A 20,024-nucleotide genomic window follows, 5' to 3' on the forward strand; every position below is an offset into this window, starting at 1 on the left:
CATCAGTGATGGTGTAGCTGTGCTTAGCATCAGCCGGCAAGCGGCAACGCCTCACATTCCCCGGTAAAGCTCGCGGCGGAAGATCAAGGGCTTGGGGCCTTGGTAGATGCCGAAGGTGACAGAGCTGCGAATCTCAGCTGGACCAGCATCGTCCAAATAGCTACACACACCACCCAGAGGTGCTTCTTCCATCGAACGCTTCTGGCAGAGCCACGTAGTCGGCGAACTAGCTTGTTCGAGGAAACGCCTTAACCAAACGCTGCCTTCCGGCTCAAGCGGCTCAGTTACCGTCACGGCAACTTCCTTATTATCCATCCAAGAACTAACACTTGCTGCAGTAACACCATCACTATATAAAATAGGATCTTCATTCTCAGCGGGCACTATTAACTCAGTGCATTCGTCTTCTTGCGGCACCCATCCATTACCGTACCAATGCTCCAGCACCAACGGTACTTTAGTTTGTTTCTCCGCAGGTTCGATCTTGTTTTCACTACGAACCCGACCGAGGCGGATTTCGCTGTTCGTAATAGTCCGCTCGAAGCCCTGGCAACCCGCTCCAAGATCGTAGCAAACGTCATCCTTGTCGTCGGTCAACTCTGCCGCAGAGAAGCTCTGACGTATATAAAAGGGAAGATCATCAACAGTTGGCAGAGAGCTACGCTCATAGCTCAGCTGCTTAGCAGTCCAGGTGTAGGTACGCTTACCATCAGAATTGTTCTGACCACTTTCAATGACGTCATCATCCAAAGTAAGACGATATATATCTAAGTCACGATCTTCCGCCATCCAAACTTCAACGGGGCGGTCTTTGAATCCCCAGAAGCCGTCATAGTCGTAATTCTCGGTGACGTACTCACCGCCGCCTGCAGTACGGCCATAACCCGTGATGGTCAAGGACAACGGAGTAACAATATCAATCGGCTGATCCTGATAACTGAACGGCCCGCAGCCAGCCGTCAGCCCTCCGGCTCCTTCGACCTTCAAATGGGTCGGATAGAAACGACCGATAGGTTCCGAGGCACTGGAAGGCACCGTTACATCAAAGTACTCCATATCTGGCGGTGCCACTTGCAGACGAAATACTCCTACCTCAGAGAACGAAACGGCTTGGCTAACCTTGCCACTCCAGTCGACTGCGACACCGGAAGGGACGTGATCATAGCTGCGAGAAACCGGCTCCAATACTTGTCCACTATTACCCCCATCCGGTGCTACCACTATTGGCTCAAGAATCAGATTACTCTGTCGATAATTACGTGTAGTCTTACCGAGACAGATATTGCCGCCTGAGCTCCATGCAACTGGCCTAATGATTGCATTAAAAGACTGTCCTACTTGGCGGAACGCCGAGCAGTCACTATCTCCTGAAAGGCAGATCTCCTCTGGCATTATGCAAAAACCTGCAGGTGTAGAAACGAATTCATCACTGCCGATCATCAGGCCACTGTCATCATCATTGCTACTACCAGCGTAGCGAGCATTCAGCTGCATTTTCCCGGCTTCACGATAATTCACATTGATACGGGCAACTCCATCACCATCGAAATACAGCGACAGCGGCTCAGCTGCAGCAAAGCTCTGCGCAACTCCCTCGTCATTCACCCTGACTCTCTCGGAATTGATTGTCAGTTCACCCCCGGAAGGGCTTATGAACTCGCTCCAGAACTTAATGTTGCGCTGCACATTGGTGAACGCTGGCTCGCACCTAGGACTGCCTTCCTCACCAAGGTCAGTCACGGCGCTGAGTGAAATATTCTCTACCTCCTGATTGGCCAGCATATGGGGCACATCGAAGATGAAGCCGCTCTGGGAAAAATTCAGCACGCATGCAGATGACAGCGTTGCATTACCAATCTGGCATAGCGTCTGATTCACCGAGACAGGTAAAGAGTCCAAGAGCTCGAGCGTCATTTGGAGTTGCAGCCCCTGTAGCTGAAAAACACCAATTCCATTGACCAACTGCTTATTGCCGCCCCCAATCCAGCCACCAGAAGCCAGACTGACCGCTACATCACCGGGATAAAGCTCACACACTCCAGGTGCTGCGTTGGTGCATGCCTTGAGCGTGACCGTATGGGGTTTGCAAGTATGAGCACCGGGGCCGACAACAAACTCGAAGTGATCAATTTTCGCAGCTGCTTCTCCTGACTCGCACAAAGGACCAAGATCAACCGGATCAAGGTATCGGACGATACTATTCTGACCAAGATAAACGTTACGCCCGGTAATACCGCCTCTGTAACTTGCTCCTTGACTGAAATTTATTTCCACGTCGCCAACCGCGTAGACAAAGGCAGGCAAGTCTGTCTGGCTGGTTAGGGTGATCTTGCCAGTCGAATACATGACCAAGTCCCCCCCCGCAAAGCCCTCGAAAGAAGCACCGTGCTGGACATTGACATTACCTCGCACAAATAGACGTACCACACCGCTACCGCCGACTTTGCGGAATTTGGATGCGACGCTTGCATCGAAGCCGCCATCTATCCAGTAATTACCAGGGGTTAATTCAAATGTTGAGTTATAAGCCGGGTTGAGAGCCCCCATTCTATGATCATGATTCTGGCGGGTATAACGAACGACGGCACCGTTGCCTGTAGAAAAATTACCGGAGTAGATACCTCCTGTGATTTTTGCTCTCTCTCCGAAGCCAACCCGCCCCCCAGCATGTATTTCACCTGGAAAAATAAAATCATTGCCTGCCGTCACACTTCCTTTTGCATAAATTCTGATTTGTCCTTCAGAAAACCCTTCAAAATGGAGCTGGCTTATATTTACATTGCCTGAAACATATAGAGTCACTCGACCATTAGAGCCATTCAAACGGCGGATGCGTGTGTCCTGTGCAGTCCAGTCAAGATTACCATTGACCCAGTAGGTGCCCGGCTGAAATTCAATAACTGACTTATAGTTAGTTTTTATGGTTTTTGTTCGATAGATACTGTCTACAGTCGTAAAACGGACCGTCGACTCTTGCCCGACCGATACAGTGCCATAATCAGCCACAGGTAAAGCAAGAGCCCCTGCCTGATACCCATTGGAAACATTATTGTTGCTGGCAGATAGTTCAAATACTGCAGGAACTTCGGTTCCCGTAAGAAACTCAACGTTTTGTGTACTGGCATGGGCTCCACTCGCCGTACACTTTACACCGTCACATAGGCCGACCTGATCCTGCCAGCTATGGGTATGCGTCACGGTAGGTGCAGTCAGCATCGGACCGCTACCAAACACTCGTGACATGTAGCCCATCTGTACAACTCCGGAAGGCGAATGGCTCTGTATGCCGCCAGGGAATATAGCCGTGCATTGTTCAGCGGCTACCAAGCCGGTAAAAAAATTTGCGGCTAGAAGCACAAAATATTTTAAGAGCCGTTGATTCCTCAGCATTTAATCATCCCCCCGTGCCACTATCTGGCACCTCAACCACTGCTTCCAACTTGCGATAGGCATAATCCGGATTGCCGGGTGACGAATATTGTGCCGTCGAACTCAATGAATAGAAGTTAATTTCTTCCCCTTCATCCCTTGCTACCCAAGGAGTTGGGCATGTCACTATCACCCAAAAGCCTTCCATCCCGGCAGGTGAGAACTCCGTATTGCAGTTCTCACTTTTGATCGCTTGATAAATACCCCATTCCAACCCCGCCCTCGCCGCCTGATAAGCACGAGCCTGTTGCATGGCCAGGCTACTGGTCGCAGTTTGAGTTGTCGATATACGCCACATGGCGGCGATGGCGCCGGCGATGATGATGATCAGGAACATTGCGGCGACGAGGCCAAAGCCGTGTTGTTTGCAGCCTTGTAGGAGCGGGCTGTGCCCGCGAAGCTTTTGTATCGTCCGGATTCGCGGGCGCGGCCCGCTCCTACGGGGGATTTGAGAGTTAGGGGGCATTGTCTACGTGGACCTGTTGCAAGAGGGAGATGGTTTCTCCGCCTTTGGTTAGCGATAAACGCAGGGTAACGAGGCCGTTTCGGGTGTTGGTGCCAGGTGTGTATGTGAATGAGCAACCGGATACGGAATCTACAACAAGCGCAGCACCGGTATAGGAGTACGCTCCTGACAACGTATCGAATACGCCACGGAGAATGCGGCCCCGACCGTCGCCATTGGTATCTGTGCCAGGATTCTCACAGCGGTAACCCAGCACATCGCGTACCAGGTAAAAACGATGCTGGGGGGATGCGTATTCAAATGAGAAGCCCTCAGCTCCAGTTAGCTCCAAACATGGCTCCTCTGAAGTACAGCCCAATTCAAACTTAACGTTATTCGGCGTAATCACTGCAGGGGCGTCGTCATTTGCAATCAGCTGTCCCGTGTTGTAGATCACCAACCAGCGGGCCTCGCCAACCCTTTCGCCACTCATGCCCGGACTAAGAACCGGAATGCTGCACCCACTCGAATCGGGGCAGCGAGGCGGGTCATAACGCTCGCCGTTCACCGACCATTGATTCGCCCGATAACGACCACCTTCACTAATTGCCAATAGCTCAAGAGTTCGACATCCAGATGCGGGGCAAACTTCCTCATTGCGCACCGAATTCGGCACCGCCAGCCGAATATCCCGCGCCATTCGGTTCAGTGCCATGGCGGCCAGGTCGGTGAGTTCGGCGCGGCGGCTTTGGTCGGCGAAGCCTTGCAGGGGACGGGACATTACGGTGGAAATCATGACCGCAACGATGCCGGCCAGGGCGATAACCATGATGAGTTCGACCAAGGTAAAGCCGCTGTTGCGGAAGTCGCCGCAGGAGGTCGTTTTCATCAATAGTCGGTCCGGTAGCCTGTCAGGGTCAGGGTTTGCCCTGAAGGGTCTTTGACGGAGACATCAATGCGCGTGGCATCCACCTGGTTTCCTGGCGGACCCAATTCAGCATCGGGTTCGACTACCACCGTCACCCGGTAGCCGGCAAGCTCTGGAATCGGCGAATTATCAATACCAAGGGGCGGAACGTCGACAGCCGGGATCAAGGGAGGGTTATTACCCAGATCAACAACCAGCAACGTCTCCAGATACGCCTCTGCGATATACAAACTCTGCTGACGCAACATCGGATCAGCAGATCGTGCAGTGATGCTGGCCATGGCGGAGAAGAGTGCGGCGGCGGCGATGCCGATGATGACGATGGTGATGACCAGCTCGACGAGGGTCATGCCGCGTTGCTTGTAGGGCGTGGTACGTGCCGGGTGGTGGATGGGTGAAGCGTCATCCACCCTACGGGGTTTATGGGTCATGGGCTGACCTCGATAAAGCCGGTGGCGGCGTGGACCTTGAAAGTAAACTGGTTTCCTACCTGTACTCTGACGCGAGTAGCTTCTGTATCTGTAGCGCATCTGCGATCGCTATCGTAAATACAGCCAAGTGAGCTGAATACAAAGGGGAAATTAATAGCAGAAGGGCTTGGACCTTGAGCAGCATCTTCTTCGTCAAGTTCATCAGAGTAGGACTGCCCATCAGGACCAATGACCTCTCCGTTATATTGCGGGTTAGCAACATCACAATTATCAGCGCGATGCAGCAAAAGCCTTCCGGACGTTGAATTCTGGCTAACTTTAATACGGCAGCCGCTCGCTACCGCCAATTTCTGTGCATAGCGAACAGTCGAAAGCACTTCTTCAAAATAGAAGCGCTCATCAAAGTTGCTTCTGGTAAAAAAACGCGGGCCCACCACGGCGGCGAGGATGCCGATGATTACAATCACCAATATGAGTTCGACGATGGTAAAGCCGTGCTCTTTATTCATTTCGCCTCAATAGAGTTGCACATCAGACTCAACACCCTTCAAAGGAGTCACCCCAGAGTTGCATTGCGGGCGGCTGTTCGCTGTCGAGTTGAGGTGCTTCATAGACGAAGTAGCATTTTTCCGGATCTGGTGCCTTTTTCAGCTTGAGCAGCAAAAGGTCATATCCAGCTGTAGTTTGTCGCTCCCCTTCAAAATCCTCGGTCAGGCGTGCAGCAATCATAATGCCGCCAACCGAGGGTGCGGGGTAACCATTTTGCATACTGACAGTGGCGCCTTCCATGGCCACCGGCGCATCACGTGCCATGCCTGCGGCCAGCTGTGCAGAGCGTGCCAACAGGGCAGCGGAACGTGCAGTGCCCATGGCGTTTTGCACCACGGCAATGCGCGCATCGCGCCCGAAATCGGAAAATCTTGGCAGTGCGAAGGCCGCCAGGATGCCCAACAGCACAATTACCATGATCAACTCGATCAGGGTAAAGCCTCTTTGCCTTCCTTGCACTTCAGCAGTCCTTGTAAAACTCCAGATACCTTAATCAATCCTATGTAGAGCGGGTAAAACCCGTCTGCCATGAATTGCCGGCGGGTTTCAGGCTTTGGCGGGATGCACCCGCCCTACATGGCTGCTCTAAATTCTTTTTAGTTAACAGCCACCGGTCGCAGGCAATACCTGCGTAATAGTAGGAGCCGTATTTGCTGCCGCTGACTGGGTGTAGGTAAACGTACAAACGTTTCCTTGTGCGACAGTCACTACTCCACCAGTATCTGTAACCGTAAACTCGTTGCTCAATTGAGCTGCGGCACGGATGTCAGCTGCGGTACCACTAATATAACCATTTACTAAATTGATCACTTGCCCTTCTAGTGTCACCGTCCCTGTAGCCCCCGTTTGTACCGGATTAGCAACCAGTGCAGCACTATGAGCAATAGCGCTTGCAGACTGAACAGCGCCAAGAGCACCATTTAGAGAAGCTCGACGCGCATCCCCTCCAAAATCCGCAAACCTCGGCAACGCAAACGCCGCCAAAATCCCCAAAATCACAATAACCATAATCAACTCGATCATGGTGAAACCGCTCTGTTGCTTCTTCATGGTTGTTGCTCCTTTTTTAAATCATTCAACGAAGGTAAAGGTCACTTCACCGGTACTGGTGTCGTAACGAATCAGGTCATTGTTGCCATCGTTCTGATAGGTGTATGTACACACCGGGCTAGCGAATGATGGCACATAGACAGCACTGCTGGCAGCTACCGTCGGGGCGGAAGCCTGTAACACGTTCTGCCAGACTTCGGTGCAGCTCACCGCTGCGCTCAGGCCAGTTGGCCAACCCTCGTTATTGACGAATACCCTGTCATTGCCAAAACCAACCACCGGGTTGCTGGCGACGCCTTTGGACTTGTTTATCTCCCACTGGCCACGCACCAGCGCTACACCGGCCCCCAGCGCTCCTGCCGTACCGGCCACTGCGGCACGATGCGCGTCCTTGTTTGCATCCATGAACCGCGGCAAAGCCACCGCCGCCAGAACGCCGAGGATGGCGATCACCACCACCAGCTCGATCATGGTGAAACCCTTGCTGTTTAGTCTCATTTGCCACCCCTCTTGTGCTCGAAGCAGCCTGTCCCTGGCCGCAACTTATTGAAGTGCCCGACGACTCATCCATGAGTCATCGGTGTTGTTTAACCAGCCCGGTGTGGCGCCGGTAATTTGTTTATTCTCTCGACCAGCATCATTGAGTGTCAGTAATTTGGCTGAACCAGCGCCGAAACTCCTGATCTGCAAAAGCCCAGCCAAAACGCCCGATTTATCATCCCCTCCCCTGCGCCGCACCGCCCAGTTCCCACATGGGCAGGAACACACCCAGCGCCAGGATCAGTACCATCACGCCCATGCAGACGATGAGGATCGGTTCGATGGCATCAGCCAGTTGCTTGAGGTCGTAGTCGACTTCCTGCTCGTAGAAATCGGCCACTTCAATAAAGAGGTCGTCGAGGGCGCCGGTTTCTTCGCCGACGGCCATCATCTGCAGCACCAGCGGGGTGAACAGACCAGAGTTGTGGGCCGAGCGAGTCAGGGCTTCGCCACGCTCGACGCTTTCGCGGATCCCGAGGATGGCCTCGCCGATATGACGGTTGCCGACGCTGGCGCTGTTGATCGAGAGGGTCTGCAGCAGCGGCACGCCGGCGCGGTACATCATGGCGAAGGTACGGGTGAAGCGCGCCAGGGCAATGCGCTCGAAGATGCCGCCGACGATGGGCAGGCGCAGTTTGATGCGGTCCCACTTGAGCTCGCCGCTGTCGGTCTTGATCCATTTGAAAAAGGCGTAAAGCCCGCCGACGATGCCAAGCAGCAGCAGCCACCACCAGTCGCGCATGAAGTTGGAGGTGCCGATGAGCACCCGCGTGGCCCAGGGCAGTTCGGCGTTGAACGAGGCGAAGACCTTGGCAAACGCGGGGATCACCAGCAGGTTGATGACGCCCAGCGCCACGCCCATGGCGACCAGAACGAAGATCGGGTAACGGGTGGCCTGCTTGAGGCGCTTGCGGGTTTCGCGTTCCAGCTCGAGGTAGGCGGAAAGCTGCTTGAAGGCCTGATCGAGCTGGCCGGTGTTCTCGCCGACACTGATCATGCTGACGAACAGGTTGTTGAAGACCTTGGGATGCGCATTAAGCGCCACGGCCATGGACACGCCGCTTTCAAGACTGGCGCGCACCTCCTGCAGCACTTCGCGGAAATACAGGTTGCGATTGGATTCGGCCAGGCCACCGATGGCACGGATGATCGGTACGCCGGCCTTGGTCAGGCTGTACATCTGCCGGGTGTAAATGATCAGCTCATCCAGTTCGATGCGCTTGCGGCGCAGCCTGTGCCGCAGCGCGGCCAGCGCATCGTCACCACCCTGGGCTTGCTCGGCTTCGATGGTGAGCGGGGTGATCTGCCGCGACAGCAGCTCGCTCGCCACGGAATCAGCCGTGGCGCCTTCCAGAGCACCGTTAACCTTGGCCCCCTGGGCGTTGCGACCTGTGTAGCGGAAGGCGGGCATCAGGCGTGTACCTCCATGCTGAAGGCCTGGTGCGCGACATGTGACAGAAGCGCCTGCGGCGATTCCATCCTACGGCATGCCCCGGTAAAGGCTCGCGGGCAAGCCCCCTCCCACAGAAGCAAAGCAGCCCCGTAGCCTGGATTAGCCGAAGGCGTAATCCAGGTTTGCGGAGGGGTAATCCGCTGGTGCGGGGTCCGGATCACGCGCTCACCTCGTCATCAGCGAGGGTGGCGCAGACCTTGAGCACTTCCTCGACGCTGGTAACCCCAGCGATGGCGTAGTCCAGTGCGCTGGCGGCCAGCGGGCGGTAGTGAGGTTGCTGGCGCGCGGTTTCGGCAAAGCCCTGGGGATCGCCACGACGCAGGGCCGCGATCATGGGCTCGTCGAGTTCGAGCAGCTCATACACGCCGATCCGTCCGCTGTAGCCGGTGTTATGACAACGGTGACAGCCACTGCCCTGTTTGAAATGCACCTCGGCCAGTGATTGGCCGTAGAGGCTTTCAAGCCAGGCGATCTGGCGTGGGTCGGGCTGGTGTTCGCCGATGCAGTTCTCGCACACACGGCGGATCAGGCGCTGGGCCAGCACGGCATTCAGCGCGGTGGCCACGAGGAAGGGTTCAACGCCCATGTCGATCAGGCGCATGGCCGAGGTCAGGGCGTCGTTGGTGTGCAACGTCGAGAGCACCAGGTGGCCGGTAAGCGCCGCGCGCAGGCCGATCTCGGCGGTTTCCTGATCGCGGATCTCGCCGACCAGCACGATGTCCGGGTCCTGACGCAGGGCTGCGCGGAGCACGCGGGCAAAGGTCAGCTCGATCTTGGCGTTGACCTGCACCTGATTGATTCGCGGCAGGCGGTATTCCACCGGGTCTTCCACGGTGATGATCTTCTTTTCCGGGCTGTTCAGCTCGGAAAGCCCGGCGTAGAGCGTGGTGGTCTTGCCCGAGCCGGTGGGGCCGGTAACCAGCACCATGCCGTGCGGGCGCTGCAACAGACGGCGAAAGCGCTCCAGCATGGCGGGTGGCATGCCGGTGCCGTCGAGCTGGAACATGGCGCCGCTCTGGTCGAGCAGACGCATCACCACGGACTCGCCGAACTGCACCGGCATGGTGGAAACCCGCACGTCGAGGTTGCGGTTTTTCACGCGGATATTGAAACGGCCATCCTGCGGCAGGCGTTTTTCGGAGATATCCAGGCCGGACATGATCTTCAGGCGCATGACCAGCGCCGAGGCGACGCGGTGCTCCTTCATCACCTGCTCGTTGAGCACGCCATCGATACGCTGGCGGATACGCACCAGGCCTTCGTCCGGTTCGATGTGAATGTCCGAGGCCTTCATTTGCACGGCATCCTCGAACAGGGTTTGCAGCAGGCGCACCACCGGCGCATCACTGTTGCTCTCGGCGCCCAGACGCGACAGATCGAAATCGCTGTCCTGCAGCTCGCCTTCCAACTCGCCGGCCAGCGAGGCGATTTCGCTGGTACGCCGGTAGAGCTGATCCAGCGCACCAAGCAATTCGCTCTCGCGCACCACCGCCGGATAGACGCGCTTGCCCAGCAGGCGCTCCATTTCATCCTGGGCGAACAGATCAAGCGGATCGGACATGCCCACCAGCAGGCCATCGGCGTGGCGCGACAGGACGATGACGCGGAAACGCCGTGCCACGGCTTCGGGCAAACTCTGGGTCAGCTGGTTGTCGAACTTGTAGTGCTTGAGTTCGACGAAAGGAATCTGCAGCTGCTCGGACAATGCCGTCAGCAGCCGCACCTCATCGATGAAGCCCAGATCAAGCACCGTTCGACCGAGCTTGGAACCCGTGCGTTTCTGATCCTGCAGGGCAAGCTGCAACTGTTCTTCGGTAATCAGCCCGGCCTGCACCAGCAGGTCGCCCAGGCGAATCTTGCGCTGGCGATTGTCCTGCGTCATGGGGTTCCTCCCAGGAAGGCGGCGCGTTCACTGGCGAAACGCCGCGCATTCTCGTCGATGCCCTGCCCACCCAGCGCCATACGGTAGTGACGAACGGCCTGCGCGGGTTGGTCCAGCTGCTCCATGGCGATGGCCAATCCCAGCTGCCATGCCGCCTGGGCTGGCCGCAGCGCGACCAGTTGTCGATAGCTGTTGGCACTGGCAGACCAGTCGCCGACTTGCTGATAGAGGGCGGCAAGCAGGGCGTGATAATCGGTGTCGCTCTGCAGCTCGGGCGCGTGCTGTTGCAGGGTGGCGACGGCAGCGGCCAGCTCTCCCACCTGCAGCTGGCCACGGGCAAGCAGTTCGCGCAGCTGTGCATCGAACGGGCGCGCCTGCAGCTGCGCCGGCAGCCAGGCCAGCAGCGCGGTCGTATCGCCGGCAGCCAGATAGGCTCGCGCCAGCCAGAGGCTGACTTGCGGATTATTCGGCTGGGCCTGATGCAAGGCCTGCAACTGGCGAATGGCTTGCAGGTGATCGCCAGTTTCCAGCGCCTGGCGGGCCTCGGTCAGCGAATCGGGTTTGTGGCTGCCGATGCTCAGTTGTTTGGCCGCCGCCCGGACTGGCTGATCGACTGGTTCACTGGGCGTCGGGGCAACACGAGCGGCTTCCACCGTCCTGGTTTTTTCAGTGGTTTCAGCCGCTGACGCCTCGCGGGTCACCCAGTCGGGCAGCTGTGCTTCGTCCAGCTCGACCGGCTCGGCAAATGGAAACTGAGTCGCCTGCTCGGCCACATCACGGCTTTGCCCCAGGGGCACCTCCAGCCAGAGCTGCCAGCGGTCACCCGCCGATTCGAGACGGTCACTCACGCTCAGCGCTTCACCGAATCCGATCAGCAGCACCTGCACATCCTTGCCTTGCGCCTCGATACGCCAGGAGAGACTTTGCCCATCCCGCTCGATACGTCCGCTGCGGGCCTCGCCGGCAAGCTGCACGTCGCTCAGCCGAAAGCTGACCGAGCCGCTGGCATCGCTGCGCTGGTAGCTGATGGAACGGTCGAGCAACAGCTGCAGCACGAAACGTCGCCCATCGTTCTGCGGCAACACGTCCAGCAGGTGGGTCGCAGGAGTCGCCTCGACTATCGGGGCAACTGGCTCAACCAGGGCCGCCACCGGTTCAGGCTCGGGTCTGGCGAAAGAAAAAAACTGGGCGGCCAGGAGTGCCAGTACAACGGCAACAGCCAGCACACCCGCCAGAACCAGTAACCAGCGGCGCAACCGCTCGTTGCGCTGACGGCGGGCCGCCCCGCCCTCGTCCACCGCATGGATAGCGCCCAGTTGCTGGCGCTCGGCAGGCGCGGCACGGCGGTTTTCGAGATCGCGCAGCATGTCGTTGACCAGGCTCACGGCAGCATCTCCGTGAACTGGCGCAACCAGGGCCAGGCACCGACCAGCAAGGCCAGTGACAGCGCACCACCGGCCAGCAGCCAGCCGTAGCGGCCCCTGGCGACACGCCAGAAAGGTCGTGCGCCTTCGGTATCGTCCAGGGCGCGGCGAACATGGCTGGCATTTACCTGACGCCGACCTTCGCCGAACGCCACCATCAGCGACTTGTTGGCCAGGATGTTGAGCAAGCGCGGAATGCCACCGCTGCCACGCACCAGCAGGCGCACCGCCGCGGCTTTGAACAGCGGCTCGCCACGGTAGCCGGCCACGGCCAGGCGCTCTTGCAGATAGCGCGTGGCATCGCTGATATCCAGCGGACGCAGGGAATAGGAAAAGGTGATGCGCTGGCGCAACTGGCGGAAGTCCTCACGTGCCAGGGTCGCATCCAGTTCCGGCTGGCCAAACAGCACCACCTGCAGCAGCTTGCTGTGTTCGGTTTCAAGATTGGTCAGCAGTCGCAGCGCTTCAAGGGTGGCAGTGGGCAGCGCCTGTGCTTCGTCTATCAGCAGCACGGTGCTCTTGCCCTGCCCGGCCAGCTCGATCAGGCGTGTGTGCAGCGCGGCGAGCAGGCCATGGTTGTCCAGATCCTCGACACCGGCAATGTGCAACTCATGGGCAAGCGCCTGACGCAGCGACATGGGTGTCAGGGTCGGGTTGGGCAACCAGGCGACCTGGTACTGCTCGGTGTCCAGCTCGTTGAGCAGCGCGCGGCAGAGCAGTGTCTTGCCGGTGCCGACCTCACCGGTGACCTTGATAAAGCCCTCACCCTCGGCCAGCGCTACACGCAGCAGGTTGAGGCAGGCCTGATAAGGCGCCAGCTGGACCAGAAAGCCGGTGTTCGGCGTAAGCGCGAAGGGTTTTTCACGCAGACCGAAAAATGCCTCGTACATGCCGTCCGTTACCTGGTCGACCGGAAGGATTCGGCGCTCTTGCGCAGCTCATCCAGCCAGACCTGATCATTCACCACCTGTGGTCGCATGAGGATGACCAGCTCTGTCTGCTGCAGCGATTTGCGCTGCTGCTGGAACAACGGCCCCACCAGCGGCAGCTTCGAGGCCCAAGGCAGGTTGGCGTCGTTGTTGGTATTGCGGTTTTCCAGCAGGCCGCCGATCACCACCACCTGGCCGCTGCGGGCGCGAACGATGGAGTCGGACTGGCGCGTGGTGGACAGCGCCAGCGGCAGGTTGAAGACGTTATCCGCGCCACCCAGCTGAATGCTCTTGTTCTGGTCCTGCACACGGCTGACGGTAGGCCGCACATGCAGGGTGACTTGATCGTTTTCATCGATCTGCGGCGTCACATCCAGGGAGATGCCGGAGAAAAACGGGGTGAGCGTGATGTCCAGATCAGGCGCAGTAGTACCGCCTGCCAGCGAGGTGGTGGTGGTGGAGACGTCGGTGACGAAGAACTCATCAGTGCCGACCTTGATCACCGCCTTCTGGTTGTTCAGCGTGGAAATCCGCGGACTGGACAGCACGCGCACATCACCCTGGGTTTCCAGCAGTTGCACTACGCCCTCGAAGTTGCCGAAATCAAAGGTGGCACCGAACACACCGCCCACGCCATTGGGGCCGGCGAGCGGAACACCGGGGATATTCACGCCACGCGGCAGGCCGCTCTGCACGCCGACGCCGTTGATGCCGTTTTCAAGCAAACCCGCCGCGTTGTTGCCGGTGGTGGTGGTAAAGCTGCCCAGACCGATACCCTTCTGGCCTTGCAGAAAACTCCAGTTGATCCCCGCCTGGAAGCCATCCGAGAGGTTCACTTCGAGAATCTTGGTTTCCAGAATCACCTGGCGCTGCAGATTGCGCTGCGCCTGGGCGAGGAAGTGCTCCACCGCCTGCTGATCAGCGCTGGACGCACGCACGACCAGAAGACCCGCCTGCGGATTGACTACCACCTGGCTACCTTCATCGCTGCCGATCATCATCTCGACCACCGCCCTCACTTCGGCCCAGAAGTCCACGGTGCTGCTGGTCAGCAACTGGCTGGCATTGACCGTCGAAGAGGTGCTGCTGGTGGTCGTTCCGGCAGCGCCTACGCCCGTGTTATCGCTGCTGGTGACTTGGCCCGAGCTGACGCGAGTATCGGTCATGCCCTGGCGCTGGAGGTTGAGGTAGTTGAGATCGTAGGTGCGGGTAATCGCCTGGTTCGGCTGGATCTGATAGCCATAGGCGGTACGGCGGTAGTCATAGCCATAACTGTCGCGCACAGCGGCCAGGGTTTCTTCCAGGGTGACATTGCGCAGGCTGAAGGTGATGTCACCGGTCACGCCGGGATGCACCAGCAGGTTCTGCCCGGCGCTGTCGGCCAGGCTCAGGAAGAATTCGCGGGCCGGCATGTCACTGACTGCCACGTCGAAACGCGGGCTGCTTGCCGCACTGCCGCTGAAGGTCTGCAGCGGCGGGATAAGGCCCGCCTGCACCGCAGCCGGGGGTGCGACCTTGGGTTGGCTCTGCTCCAGGCTCTCCTCGAACAGGCGATTGCTTTGTTCATAGAGTCGCTTGTCGCCATCCTCGAAGGTCTGGCAGGCAGCCAGCAGGCAGAACAGGCTCAATACGCCGAAGCGCGGCATCAGGGTCGATATCATGACGGGGTACGGCTCGTCTGGATGATGGGAGCGCTCAGGCGCAGCTCTTCGCGCTTGCCTTCACGGTCGATCAGAATGGAATGCGGGCGGATCGCGAGAATGCGAACCTCACCGATGCGGTCGCCCACTTTCAGGCGCTTACCGTTGATCACGACATGCGCGCTCTGGGACGTGACCATGATTGCCTGCAGCCGCAGCACCGCCGCAGATTCGCCGACGGCGGCGGCACTGACGCGACCAGCGGGCGGCTGTGTGGGGTCGATGGCATACGCGGACGCCACGTCAAGGGTGGCCGCCAGAGCCAGGAAAAATGTGAATGACTTAAACACCGACCCACCCCGCATCGCGACTCAATGTGTGCAGATCGAGGGTGACACGCGCCCGGTCATGGCCATTTTCGCCCACTTCATAATCCAGCCGGTCCCAGTGCAGGCGCCAGCCACTGGCTTCGATGGCCTTGAGGTAAGTCAGCAGATCGAAATAACCACCTTCGAGGGTCAACTGCACACCATGGCGATAGAACACCACTGGCGAGGCTTGCTGCTCCTGGGTAGCTGGCGCGGCCCCCGGCAACTCCAGGGGCGCGCTGGAACTTTGCAACGCGACCAGCTTGAGCTTCGCCTGGTTGCGCAGCAGGTCCTGCAACAGGGCCTTCATCTTTTCCGGCGACACCAGGGTGCTGGTTTCCACATCGATGCGCTGATGCAGTTCCTCGCGGCTGGCCTGAGCGGCTTTCAGCGCCTGTCGATAGCTCAGGTTGGGATCGGCAGCCAAGCGCCTGCGGATATCCTGCAGGCTGTTTTGCGCCTCGATTCGACGGGCTTCGGCAAGCTGCTGGCGGCTCTGCTCGGCAGCAATCCGCAGCCCCAGCGGCTCGGCAAGCAGCAACATGTAAAGCATGATCAACAGCGCCAGGCCGACGCCCAGACTCAGCCATTGTTCGCGAGGCGCCAAGGCCTGCCAGCGTTGGAGCAGCTTATTCATTGTTCCCCTCCTCGCCCGCTCTGGAAGACAGCTGGAAGCGCAGCAGCTGATCCTCGTCACGCTGAAGGTCGAAGCGGGCAAAGTTGCGACCGCTGAAGGCGCTGCTCTGGCCCAGGCTGCGCAGATAAAGCGGCAGTAACTCCTGGTCCTGCGTGAGGCCCTGCAATGCCAATTGGTCGCCACCGGCGTGCAGCCGGATCCCGGTCAGCCAGAGTCCCTGAGGCGGATGGCGGTCGGACAAGCCCTGGAGCAGTGCTGCAAAACCGTTGCTGCGCTGTGCATCGAGGCGTTTCAGATGATCGGCCAGACGACGCAGCTCACGGTTCTCGGCTTCCTGTTCGGCCAGTTGCTGCGGCAGGCGCGGGTCCAGGATCGGCTCGCGGAAATCGGCCTTCGCCACATTCAGCTCAGCCTCTGCCTGGACGGCTTGCTGCTCGGCGAGTTCTGCGCTGCGACCAGCCAGATGCAGCTGCCAGCCCTGCCAGGCACCGTGAACAAGCATTAACAAGACGGCCAGAACGGCGACCAGCAGCATCTGACGCGGGCGCGGACCACCCTTCTGCCGCCGCTCACGCTGGTAAAGATTGATGTTCTGCATCAAGCGGCTTCCTGACGCAGGGCGGCGCCTACTGCGCCGATGCAGAAGGCCTGGCCCGACTCCGGCAGATCTGCGGCAGGCTGACCGGGAAACAGTTCGCGCAGATCGAGTCGCTGCAGGTTGACCGCCAGGCCACTGCTCAGCGCCTGATGGGTGCGCTCGCCGTCCTGCTTCATTGGCAACAGCAGCAGGCGGCTGATGTAGCCCTTGCCCAGCTGGCTTTCGTAATAATCGAGCGAACGCTGGATCTCCAGGGACATGCTGGAGCGATCCTGATCGGCACGTGCCAGGCCGCTTTCGATATGCCGTGCCATATAAAGGTCAGCACCATTCTGCACACTGATCAGGCCTTCGCTGGTACGCAGGCGCAACAAGGCAAGGTTGGTGGCTTCGGCGCCCACCAGAAGCCCGAGGTTGCGAAAAGCCATCTCGGTGATATCGATGCTCGCCAGCCGCAGATTGGCGTGGCGAATCAGCTCGGCCAGTTCATTCATTCGGGTCTTGCGCAGCACCACGCAATACACCATCCGGGTACGGCCACGGTAGGCGTCTTCTGGGAGCAGGAAGCAGTCGACGACAACCTCGTCGAGCGGTTCACTGATCAGGTCCTTGACGCGCCAGCGCATGGCATCACGCAGTTCTTCTGCGGGGACCTCGGGGGACTCCAGGAGAAACATCTGATAAACGGAGGGGTGCAGCAGCAGATTGACCGGCATGCCGCTCAAGCCCTGATCGATGACAGTCTGCCGAAGCAGTTCGGCCTGTGTCTCTGGTGCGCCTTCGAGATATTCGCAGCGCAGCAGCCGGGGCGTGGTACCTGAAGGGCCGCGCTGGATATGCGCCAAAGCAAGGCCTTGCGGTCCGGTTTCGATACCGAGCAGGCCTTCATCGACACGCTTGCGACGTTTGAAAAACAACCCCATCGAAGACTTTCTCCAGCCGGTACGGCAATCACCACAAAGATTGAATAGGTATTCCGGCCTGAGTACCCCAGAAACATTAATGGCGTTTAGCCACCGAATGGGCGCAACTCTAGCAAAAAGCCATCAAGAGTCCAATATTTGGCACGCAAACAACCAGCAAGCAAAACCGTCAAATTACAAACGCCATCCTTTGGATATTTGTCGATGCAGGCCGCCTGCATCAGCTGCCCATGCTCTCAGGTGACCAAAATCCGGCACTGCAGCATCCGCTGCATGCATATGAGCAACAGGCATACCAGAAAGGGCACCGTTGAAAACGGTTTCAGTGAAAGACGACCAGCGGCATCAGAACAGCCGCAGCTGCTCAAAACCGCTGCGCAGATCGACCAGTCGAACGCCCACGCCAATCAGCCGCACCGGGCGCTTGCCGCGGGCAAAGGCGACTGCAAGCAGGTCAGCGTAATCCTCCAGCTCCGGCCCGGCCCCGGATTGCTCAAGGGTGGTCTGGGTGAAGTCATGGAACTTGAGTTTGACGAAGGGCTTGCCGGGGCGATAACTGTCATCAAGGCGGGCCATCCGCTTGGCAAGCTGCTCAAGCAGCTCGGGGAGCCGTTCGAGGCAGGCAGCCAGATCCGGCAAGTCGCGCTCGTAAGTATTTTCGACGCTCACCGACTGGCGCCTGCTGTCGACCTGTACCGGTCGCTCATCAATGCCGTAGGCCAGACTCCACAGGCGCTCACCAAAAGAGCCGAAGTCACGAATCAGTTCCAGGCGCTTCCAGGTACGCAGATCGGCACACGTGTGAATGCCCCTTTTGTTCAGTTTCTCGGCGGTGACACGTCCGACGCCATGCAGCCTGGAAACCGGCAGTTCACTGACGAAATCATCGACCTGAGCAGGCGTGATCACGAACAGGCCGTCGGGCTTGTTCCAGTCACTGGCGATCTTGGCGAGAAACTTGTTCGGCGCCACACCCGCCGAGACCGTGATACGCAACTGCTGCCATACGCGCCGGCGAATGTCCTGGGCGATGCGTGTGGCACTGCCGGAAAAATGCTCGCAATCACTCACGTCGAGAAATGCCTCATCCAGAGACAGTGGCTCGATCAGGTCGGTGTAGGTACGAAAGATACCGTGGATTTCCCGCGACGCCTCGCGATAGGCCTCCATGCGTGGCCGCAGGATCAGCAAATCGGGACAGAGCTTGAGCGCATGCCCCGACGCCATGGCCGAGCGCACGCCATAGGCACGCGCCTCGTAATTGCAGGTAGCGATGACGCCACGACGCTCGGCCAGCCCGCCCACTGCAATGGGCCGATTGGCAAGGCCGGGATCGTCACGCATCTCGATGGCGGCGTAGAAGCAGTCGCAATCGATGTGGATGATCTTGCGCGGGAGCAAATCGCTCACTGCAGCCCCGACCGGCAAGGAACGAAGCAGGAATGCAATCTGTCATCAATACTGATGTCGAGCGGTTTTCCCAGCCGCAGCCGGAACATTCGGAGGTTCACATGAAAATCCTGAACGCTGGAACATTGATTCTTGCCGCACTGTTCTGCTCCGCCAGCCTCGCGCAGACCCAGGGCAAGGAGATGCAAACCGAACGCCCCGTACAGAACAAGGCCACCAACCCCCACATCGAAGCCCGCGAAGAGGCCAAGCGTGAGCACATGAAAAAGCTGCAACAGGAGCAGTGGCGTGAAGATGCCGAAAAGCGCAAGGAAAGCGACATGAAAAGACCCGAGGCCGGCGGTTAGCGGTTTCCCAGTATTCGCGGCTGAAGCCGCTTCACAGGCATTGCACGAGCACTGTGGGAGCGACTTCAGTCGTGAAGCTTTTTTGACTACAAGCAAAACCAACGCAACGACCAACTGCAACATTCAGGTTGCAGCAGCTATCGCTTCAGGCCAGAAACCCCTTCAGCACATTCGCGACTGAAGTCGCTCCCCCGAAAGCCCGCGCACACCCGAAACCAGTGGGAGCTTCAGCCGTGAAGCCTTCCGCCACGAACGTCTCACCTTACAGCTGCAATGGATAGGGCTCGACCAGCGCCTTGCCGTAGCCATCAAGAAACTCCGGCGGCATCCGTTTCGGTTTGCCACTGGTCATTTCTATGCAGACGAAAGTGGTCTGCGCGCGCAACAGCGTCACTTTGTCGGCAGACCTGATCAGTTGAAAGTTGCGCTTCATCTTCAACCGCTGATCCGACTGGGAAATCCAGGTACCGAGCTGCAGGTGATCGCCTTGGTAACCGGCCGCCAGGTAATCGATTTCGTGCCTCAGCACCGCCATCGCGCGGTTCAGCCGCTGGTAGTCCTCCAGACCCAGCCCCAGGCTTTGCGAGTGCTGCCAGGCGCATTGCTCAAGCCAGGTTACATAGACCGCATTGTTGGCATGGCCAAGTTCGTCGATGTGCTCGGCCTCGACCCTGATGTCGATGATAAAGGCGTCAGGCTGATCCCAGATCATGCATCCCTCTCCTGCTATGCGCCGTCGAGATTACGGCCAGATGGACCTATCTTGCATGCCGCATCGGTCGCAGTCATGTATGAAGGATCATTCGCGAACTTTGTCACCTACCGCACCAGAAAGGTTTCCGGCAGGCTTTGTTCAGCGCAAAACAAAAAGGGCCATTTCATAAGAAATGACCCTTGGGTGCCCAAAACGGGCAATCAAAATGGCGTCCCCTAGGGGACTCGAACCCCTGTTACCGCCGTGAAAGGGCGGTGTCCTAGGCCACTAGACGAAGGGGACGAAACCTTCGATGAATGACTTGCCGTATTGCTGCAAATCACCGT

The 20,024-nt window shown here is 58.4% G+C and carries 20 protein-coding genes and 1 tRNA gene; 1 reads left to right on the top strand and 20 read right to left on the bottom strand.

The window, feature by feature from the left end; all coding sequences use genetic code 11:
- Nucleotides 1-51 precede the first annotated feature (51 nt).
- From NAV32_RS09685 to dinB, 18 genes are all read right to left on the bottom strand, one after another.
- A complete protein-coding gene (locus NAV32_RS09685) occupies nt 52-3,390 on the bottom strand; it encodes a DUF6701 domain-containing protein (RefSeq protein ID WP_256052587.1) in 3,339 nt (1,112 codons plus the stop codon).
- Nucleotides 3,391-3,394: 4 nt separating this feature from the next.
- The gene (locus tag NAV32_RS09690) at nt 3,395-3,766 is read right to left on the bottom strand and encodes a pilus assembly protein MshP (protein WP_256052588.1); all 372 of its coding nucleotides are present in this window, start codon (nt 3,764-3,766) and stop codon (nt 3,395-3,397) included.
- Between the two features lie 118 nt (nt 3,767-3,884).
- The gene (locus NAV32_RS09695) at nt 3,885-4,763 is read right to left on the bottom strand and encodes a PulJ/GspJ family protein (protein WP_256052589.1); all 879 of its coding nucleotides are present in this window, start codon (nt 4,761-4,763) and stop codon (nt 3,885-3,887) included.
- The gene (locus tag NAV32_RS09700) at nt 4,763-5,233 is read right to left on the bottom strand and encodes a prepilin-type N-terminal cleavage/methylation domain-containing protein (RefSeq protein ID WP_256052590.1); all 471 of its coding nucleotides are present in this window, start codon (nt 5,231-5,233) and stop codon (nt 4,763-4,765) included. Before NAV32_RS09700 ends, NAV32_RS09695 begins: the two co-directional genes overlap by 1 nt.
- Nucleotides 5,230-5,742: a prepilin-type N-terminal cleavage/methylation domain-containing protein gene (locus tag NAV32_RS09705; RefSeq protein WP_256052591.1), complete on the bottom strand. Its 513-nt coding sequence runs from the start codon at nt 5,740-5,742 to the stop codon at nt 5,230-5,232. The genes NAV32_RS09700 and NAV32_RS09705 overlap by 4 nt, the downstream gene beginning before the upstream one ends.
- A 28-nt stretch (nt 5,743-5,770) precedes the next feature.
- Nucleotides 5,771-6,241, bottom strand: coding sequence for a type II secretion system protein (locus NAV32_RS17635; protein WP_336604866.1), 471 nt, complete (start codon nt 6,239-6,241; stop codon nt 5,771-5,773).
- Nucleotides 6,242-6,382: 141 nt separating this feature from the next.
- A complete protein-coding gene (locus NAV32_RS09715; protein WP_256052592.1) occupies nt 6,383-6,832 on the bottom strand; it encodes a type II secretion system protein in 450 nt (149 codons plus the stop codon).
- 21 nt (nt 6,833-6,853) lie between these two features.
- Nucleotides 6,854-7,330 carry a type II secretion system protein gene (locus tag NAV32_RS17640; protein ID WP_272890226.1) on the bottom strand — a complete coding sequence of 159 codons (477 nt, stop codon included), beginning with the start codon at nt 7,328-7,330 and terminating at the stop codon, nt 6,854-6,856.
- Nucleotides 7,331-7,547: 217 nt separating this feature from the next.
- Nucleotides 7,548-8,783, bottom strand: a complete 1,236-nt coding sequence (locus NAV32_RS09725) for a type II secretion system F family protein (protein ID WP_256052593.1) — start codon at nt 8,781-8,783, stop codon at nt 7,548-7,550.
- 199 nt (nt 8,784-8,982) lie between these two features.
- A complete protein-coding gene (locus NAV32_RS09730; protein WP_256052594.1) occupies nt 8,983-10,707 on the bottom strand; it encodes a GspE/PulE family protein in 1,725 nt (574 codons plus the stop codon).
- The gene (locus NAV32_RS09735) at nt 10,704-12,092 is read right to left on the bottom strand and encodes a tetratricopeptide repeat protein (RefSeq protein ID WP_256052595.1); all 1,389 of its coding nucleotides are present in this window, start codon (nt 12,090-12,092) and stop codon (nt 10,704-10,706) included. Before NAV32_RS09735 ends, NAV32_RS09730 begins: the two co-directional genes overlap by 4 nt.
- Entirely contained in the window at nt 12,089-13,021 is a 933-nt protein-coding gene (locus NAV32_RS09740) for an ExeA family protein (RefSeq protein ID WP_256052596.1), read from the bottom strand. Before NAV32_RS09740 ends, NAV32_RS09735 begins: the two co-directional genes overlap by 4 nt.
- Nucleotides 13,022-13,029: 8 nt before the next feature.
- Complete coding sequence (gene mshL, locus NAV32_RS09745; RefSeq protein ID WP_256052597.1) at nt 13,030-14,721, bottom strand: pilus (MSHA type) biogenesis protein MshL; 1,692 nt, start codon at nt 14,719-14,721, stop codon at nt 13,030-13,032.
- Nucleotides 14,718-15,050 (bottom strand): general secretion pathway protein GspB, encoded by a 333-nt coding sequence (locus NAV32_RS09750; RefSeq protein ID WP_256052598.1) that lies wholly within the window; start codon nt 15,048-15,050, stop codon nt 14,718-14,720. The genes mshL and NAV32_RS09750 overlap by 4 nt, the downstream gene beginning before the upstream one ends.
- Complete coding sequence (gene gspM, locus NAV32_RS09755) at nt 15,043-15,705, bottom strand: type II secretion system protein GspM (protein WP_256052599.1); 663 nt, start codon at nt 15,703-15,705, stop codon at nt 15,043-15,045. The genes NAV32_RS09750 and gspM overlap by 8 nt, the downstream gene beginning before the upstream one ends.
- Nucleotides 15,698-16,303, bottom strand: coding sequence for a PilN domain-containing protein (locus NAV32_RS09760; RefSeq protein WP_256052600.1), 606 nt, complete (start codon nt 16,301-16,303; stop codon nt 15,698-15,700). Before NAV32_RS09760 ends, gspM begins: the two co-directional genes overlap by 8 nt.
- On the bottom strand, nt 16,303-17,226 hold the full coding sequence (gene pilM, locus NAV32_RS09765; RefSeq protein ID WP_256052601.1) for a type IV pilus biogenesis protein PilM: 924 nt from the start codon (nt 17,224-17,226) through the stop codon (nt 16,303-16,305). The genes NAV32_RS09760 and pilM overlap by 1 nt, the downstream gene beginning before the upstream one ends.
- A 345-nt stretch (nt 17,227-17,571) precedes the next feature.
- On the bottom strand, nt 17,572-18,627 hold the full coding sequence (dinB, locus tag NAV32_RS09770; protein ID WP_256052606.1) for a DNA polymerase IV: 1,056 nt from the start codon (nt 18,625-18,627) through the stop codon (nt 17,572-17,574).
- A gap of 110 nt (nt 18,628-18,737) precedes the next feature.
- Between dinB and NAV32_RS09775 the strand changes: the two genes are divergently transcribed.
- Nucleotides 18,738-18,983, top strand: a complete 246-nt coding sequence (locus NAV32_RS09775; protein ID WP_256052602.1) for a hypothetical protein — start codon at nt 18,738-18,740, stop codon at nt 18,981-18,983.
- 262 nt (nt 18,984-19,245) lie between these two features.
- On the opposite strand, the gene NAV32_RS09780 is transcribed toward NAV32_RS09775, so the two are convergent.
- Nucleotides 19,246-19,695 carry an acyl-CoA thioesterase gene (locus tag NAV32_RS09780; RefSeq protein ID WP_256052603.1) on the bottom strand — a complete coding sequence of 150 codons (450 nt, stop codon included), beginning with the start codon at nt 19,693-19,695 and terminating at the stop codon, nt 19,246-19,248.
- Nucleotides 19,696-19,904: 209 nt separating this feature from the next.
- Nucleotides 19,905-19,980 (bottom strand) — tRNA-Glu (locus NAV32_RS09785).
- Nucleotides 19,981-20,024 lie beyond the last annotated feature (44 nt).

Source organism: Stutzerimonas stutzeri, from assembly GCF_024448695.1.
Classification (GTDB): domain Bacteria; phylum Pseudomonadota; class Gammaproteobacteria; order Pseudomonadales; family Pseudomonadaceae; genus Stutzerimonas; species Stutzerimonas stutzeri_T.

Excerpts from the sequence above, each read along its gene's own strand:
- NAV32_RS09700 (WP_256052590.1), bottom strand. The coding sequence starts at position 5,233 with ATGACCCATAAACCCCGTAGGGTGGATGACGCTTCACCCATCCACCAC.
- NAV32_RS17640 (WP_272890226.1), bottom strand. The coding sequence starts at position 7,330 with ATGAGACTAAACAGCAAGGGTTTCACCATGATCGAGCTGGTGGTGGTG.
- pilM (WP_256052601.1), bottom strand. The coding sequence starts at position 17,226 with ATGGGGTTGTTTTTCAAACGTCGCAAGCGTGTCGATGAAGGCCTGCTC.
- NAV32_RS09760 (WP_256052600.1), bottom strand. The coding sequence starts at position 16,303 with ATGCAGAACATCAATCTTTACCAGCGTGAGCGGCGGCAGAAGGGTGGT.
- gspM (WP_256052599.1), bottom strand. The coding sequence starts at position 15,705 with ATGAATAAGCTGCTCCAACGCTGGCAGGCCTTGGCGCCTCGCGAACAA.
- NAV32_RS09705 (WP_256052591.1), bottom strand. The coding sequence starts at position 5,742 with ATGAATAAAGAGCACGGCTTTACCATCGTCGAACTCATATTGGTGATT.
- NAV32_RS09740 (WP_256052596.1), bottom strand. The coding sequence starts at position 13,021 with ATGTACGAGGCATTTTTCGGTCTGCGTGAAAAACCCTTCGCGCTTACG.
- NAV32_RS09715 (WP_256052592.1), bottom strand. The coding sequence starts at position 6,832 with ATGAAGAAGCAACAGAGCGGTTTCACCATGATCGAGTTGATTATGGTT.
- NAV32_RS09725 (WP_256052593.1), bottom strand. The coding sequence starts at position 8,783 with ATGCCCGCCTTCCGCTACACAGGTCGCAACGCCCAGGGGGCCAAGGTT.
- NAV32_RS09690 (WP_256052588.1), bottom strand. The coding sequence starts at position 3,766 with ATGTTCCTGATCATCATCATCGCCGGCGCCATCGCCGCCATGTGGCGT.
- NAV32_RS09780 (WP_256052603.1), bottom strand. The coding sequence starts at position 19,695 with ATGATCTGGGATCAGCCTGACGCCTTTATCATCGACATCAGGGTCGAG.
- NAV32_RS09685 (WP_256052587.1), bottom strand. The coding sequence starts at position 3,390 with ATGCTGAGGAATCAACGGCTCTTAAAATATTTTGTGCTTCTAGCCGCA.
- mshL (WP_256052597.1), bottom strand. The coding sequence starts at position 14,721 with ATGATATCGACCCTGATGCCGCGCTTCGGCGTATTGAGCCTGTTCTGC.
- NAV32_RS09730 (WP_256052594.1), bottom strand. The coding sequence starts at position 10,707 with ATGACGCAGGACAATCGCCAGCGCAAGATTCGCCTGGGCGACCTGCTG.
- NAV32_RS09775 (WP_256052602.1), top strand. The coding sequence starts at position 18,738 with ATGAAAATCCTGAACGCTGGAACATTGATTCTTGCCGCACTGTTCTGC.
- NAV32_RS09695 (WP_256052589.1), bottom strand. The coding sequence starts at position 4,763 with ATGAAAACGACCTCCTGCGGCGACTTCCGCAACAGCGGCTTTACCTTG.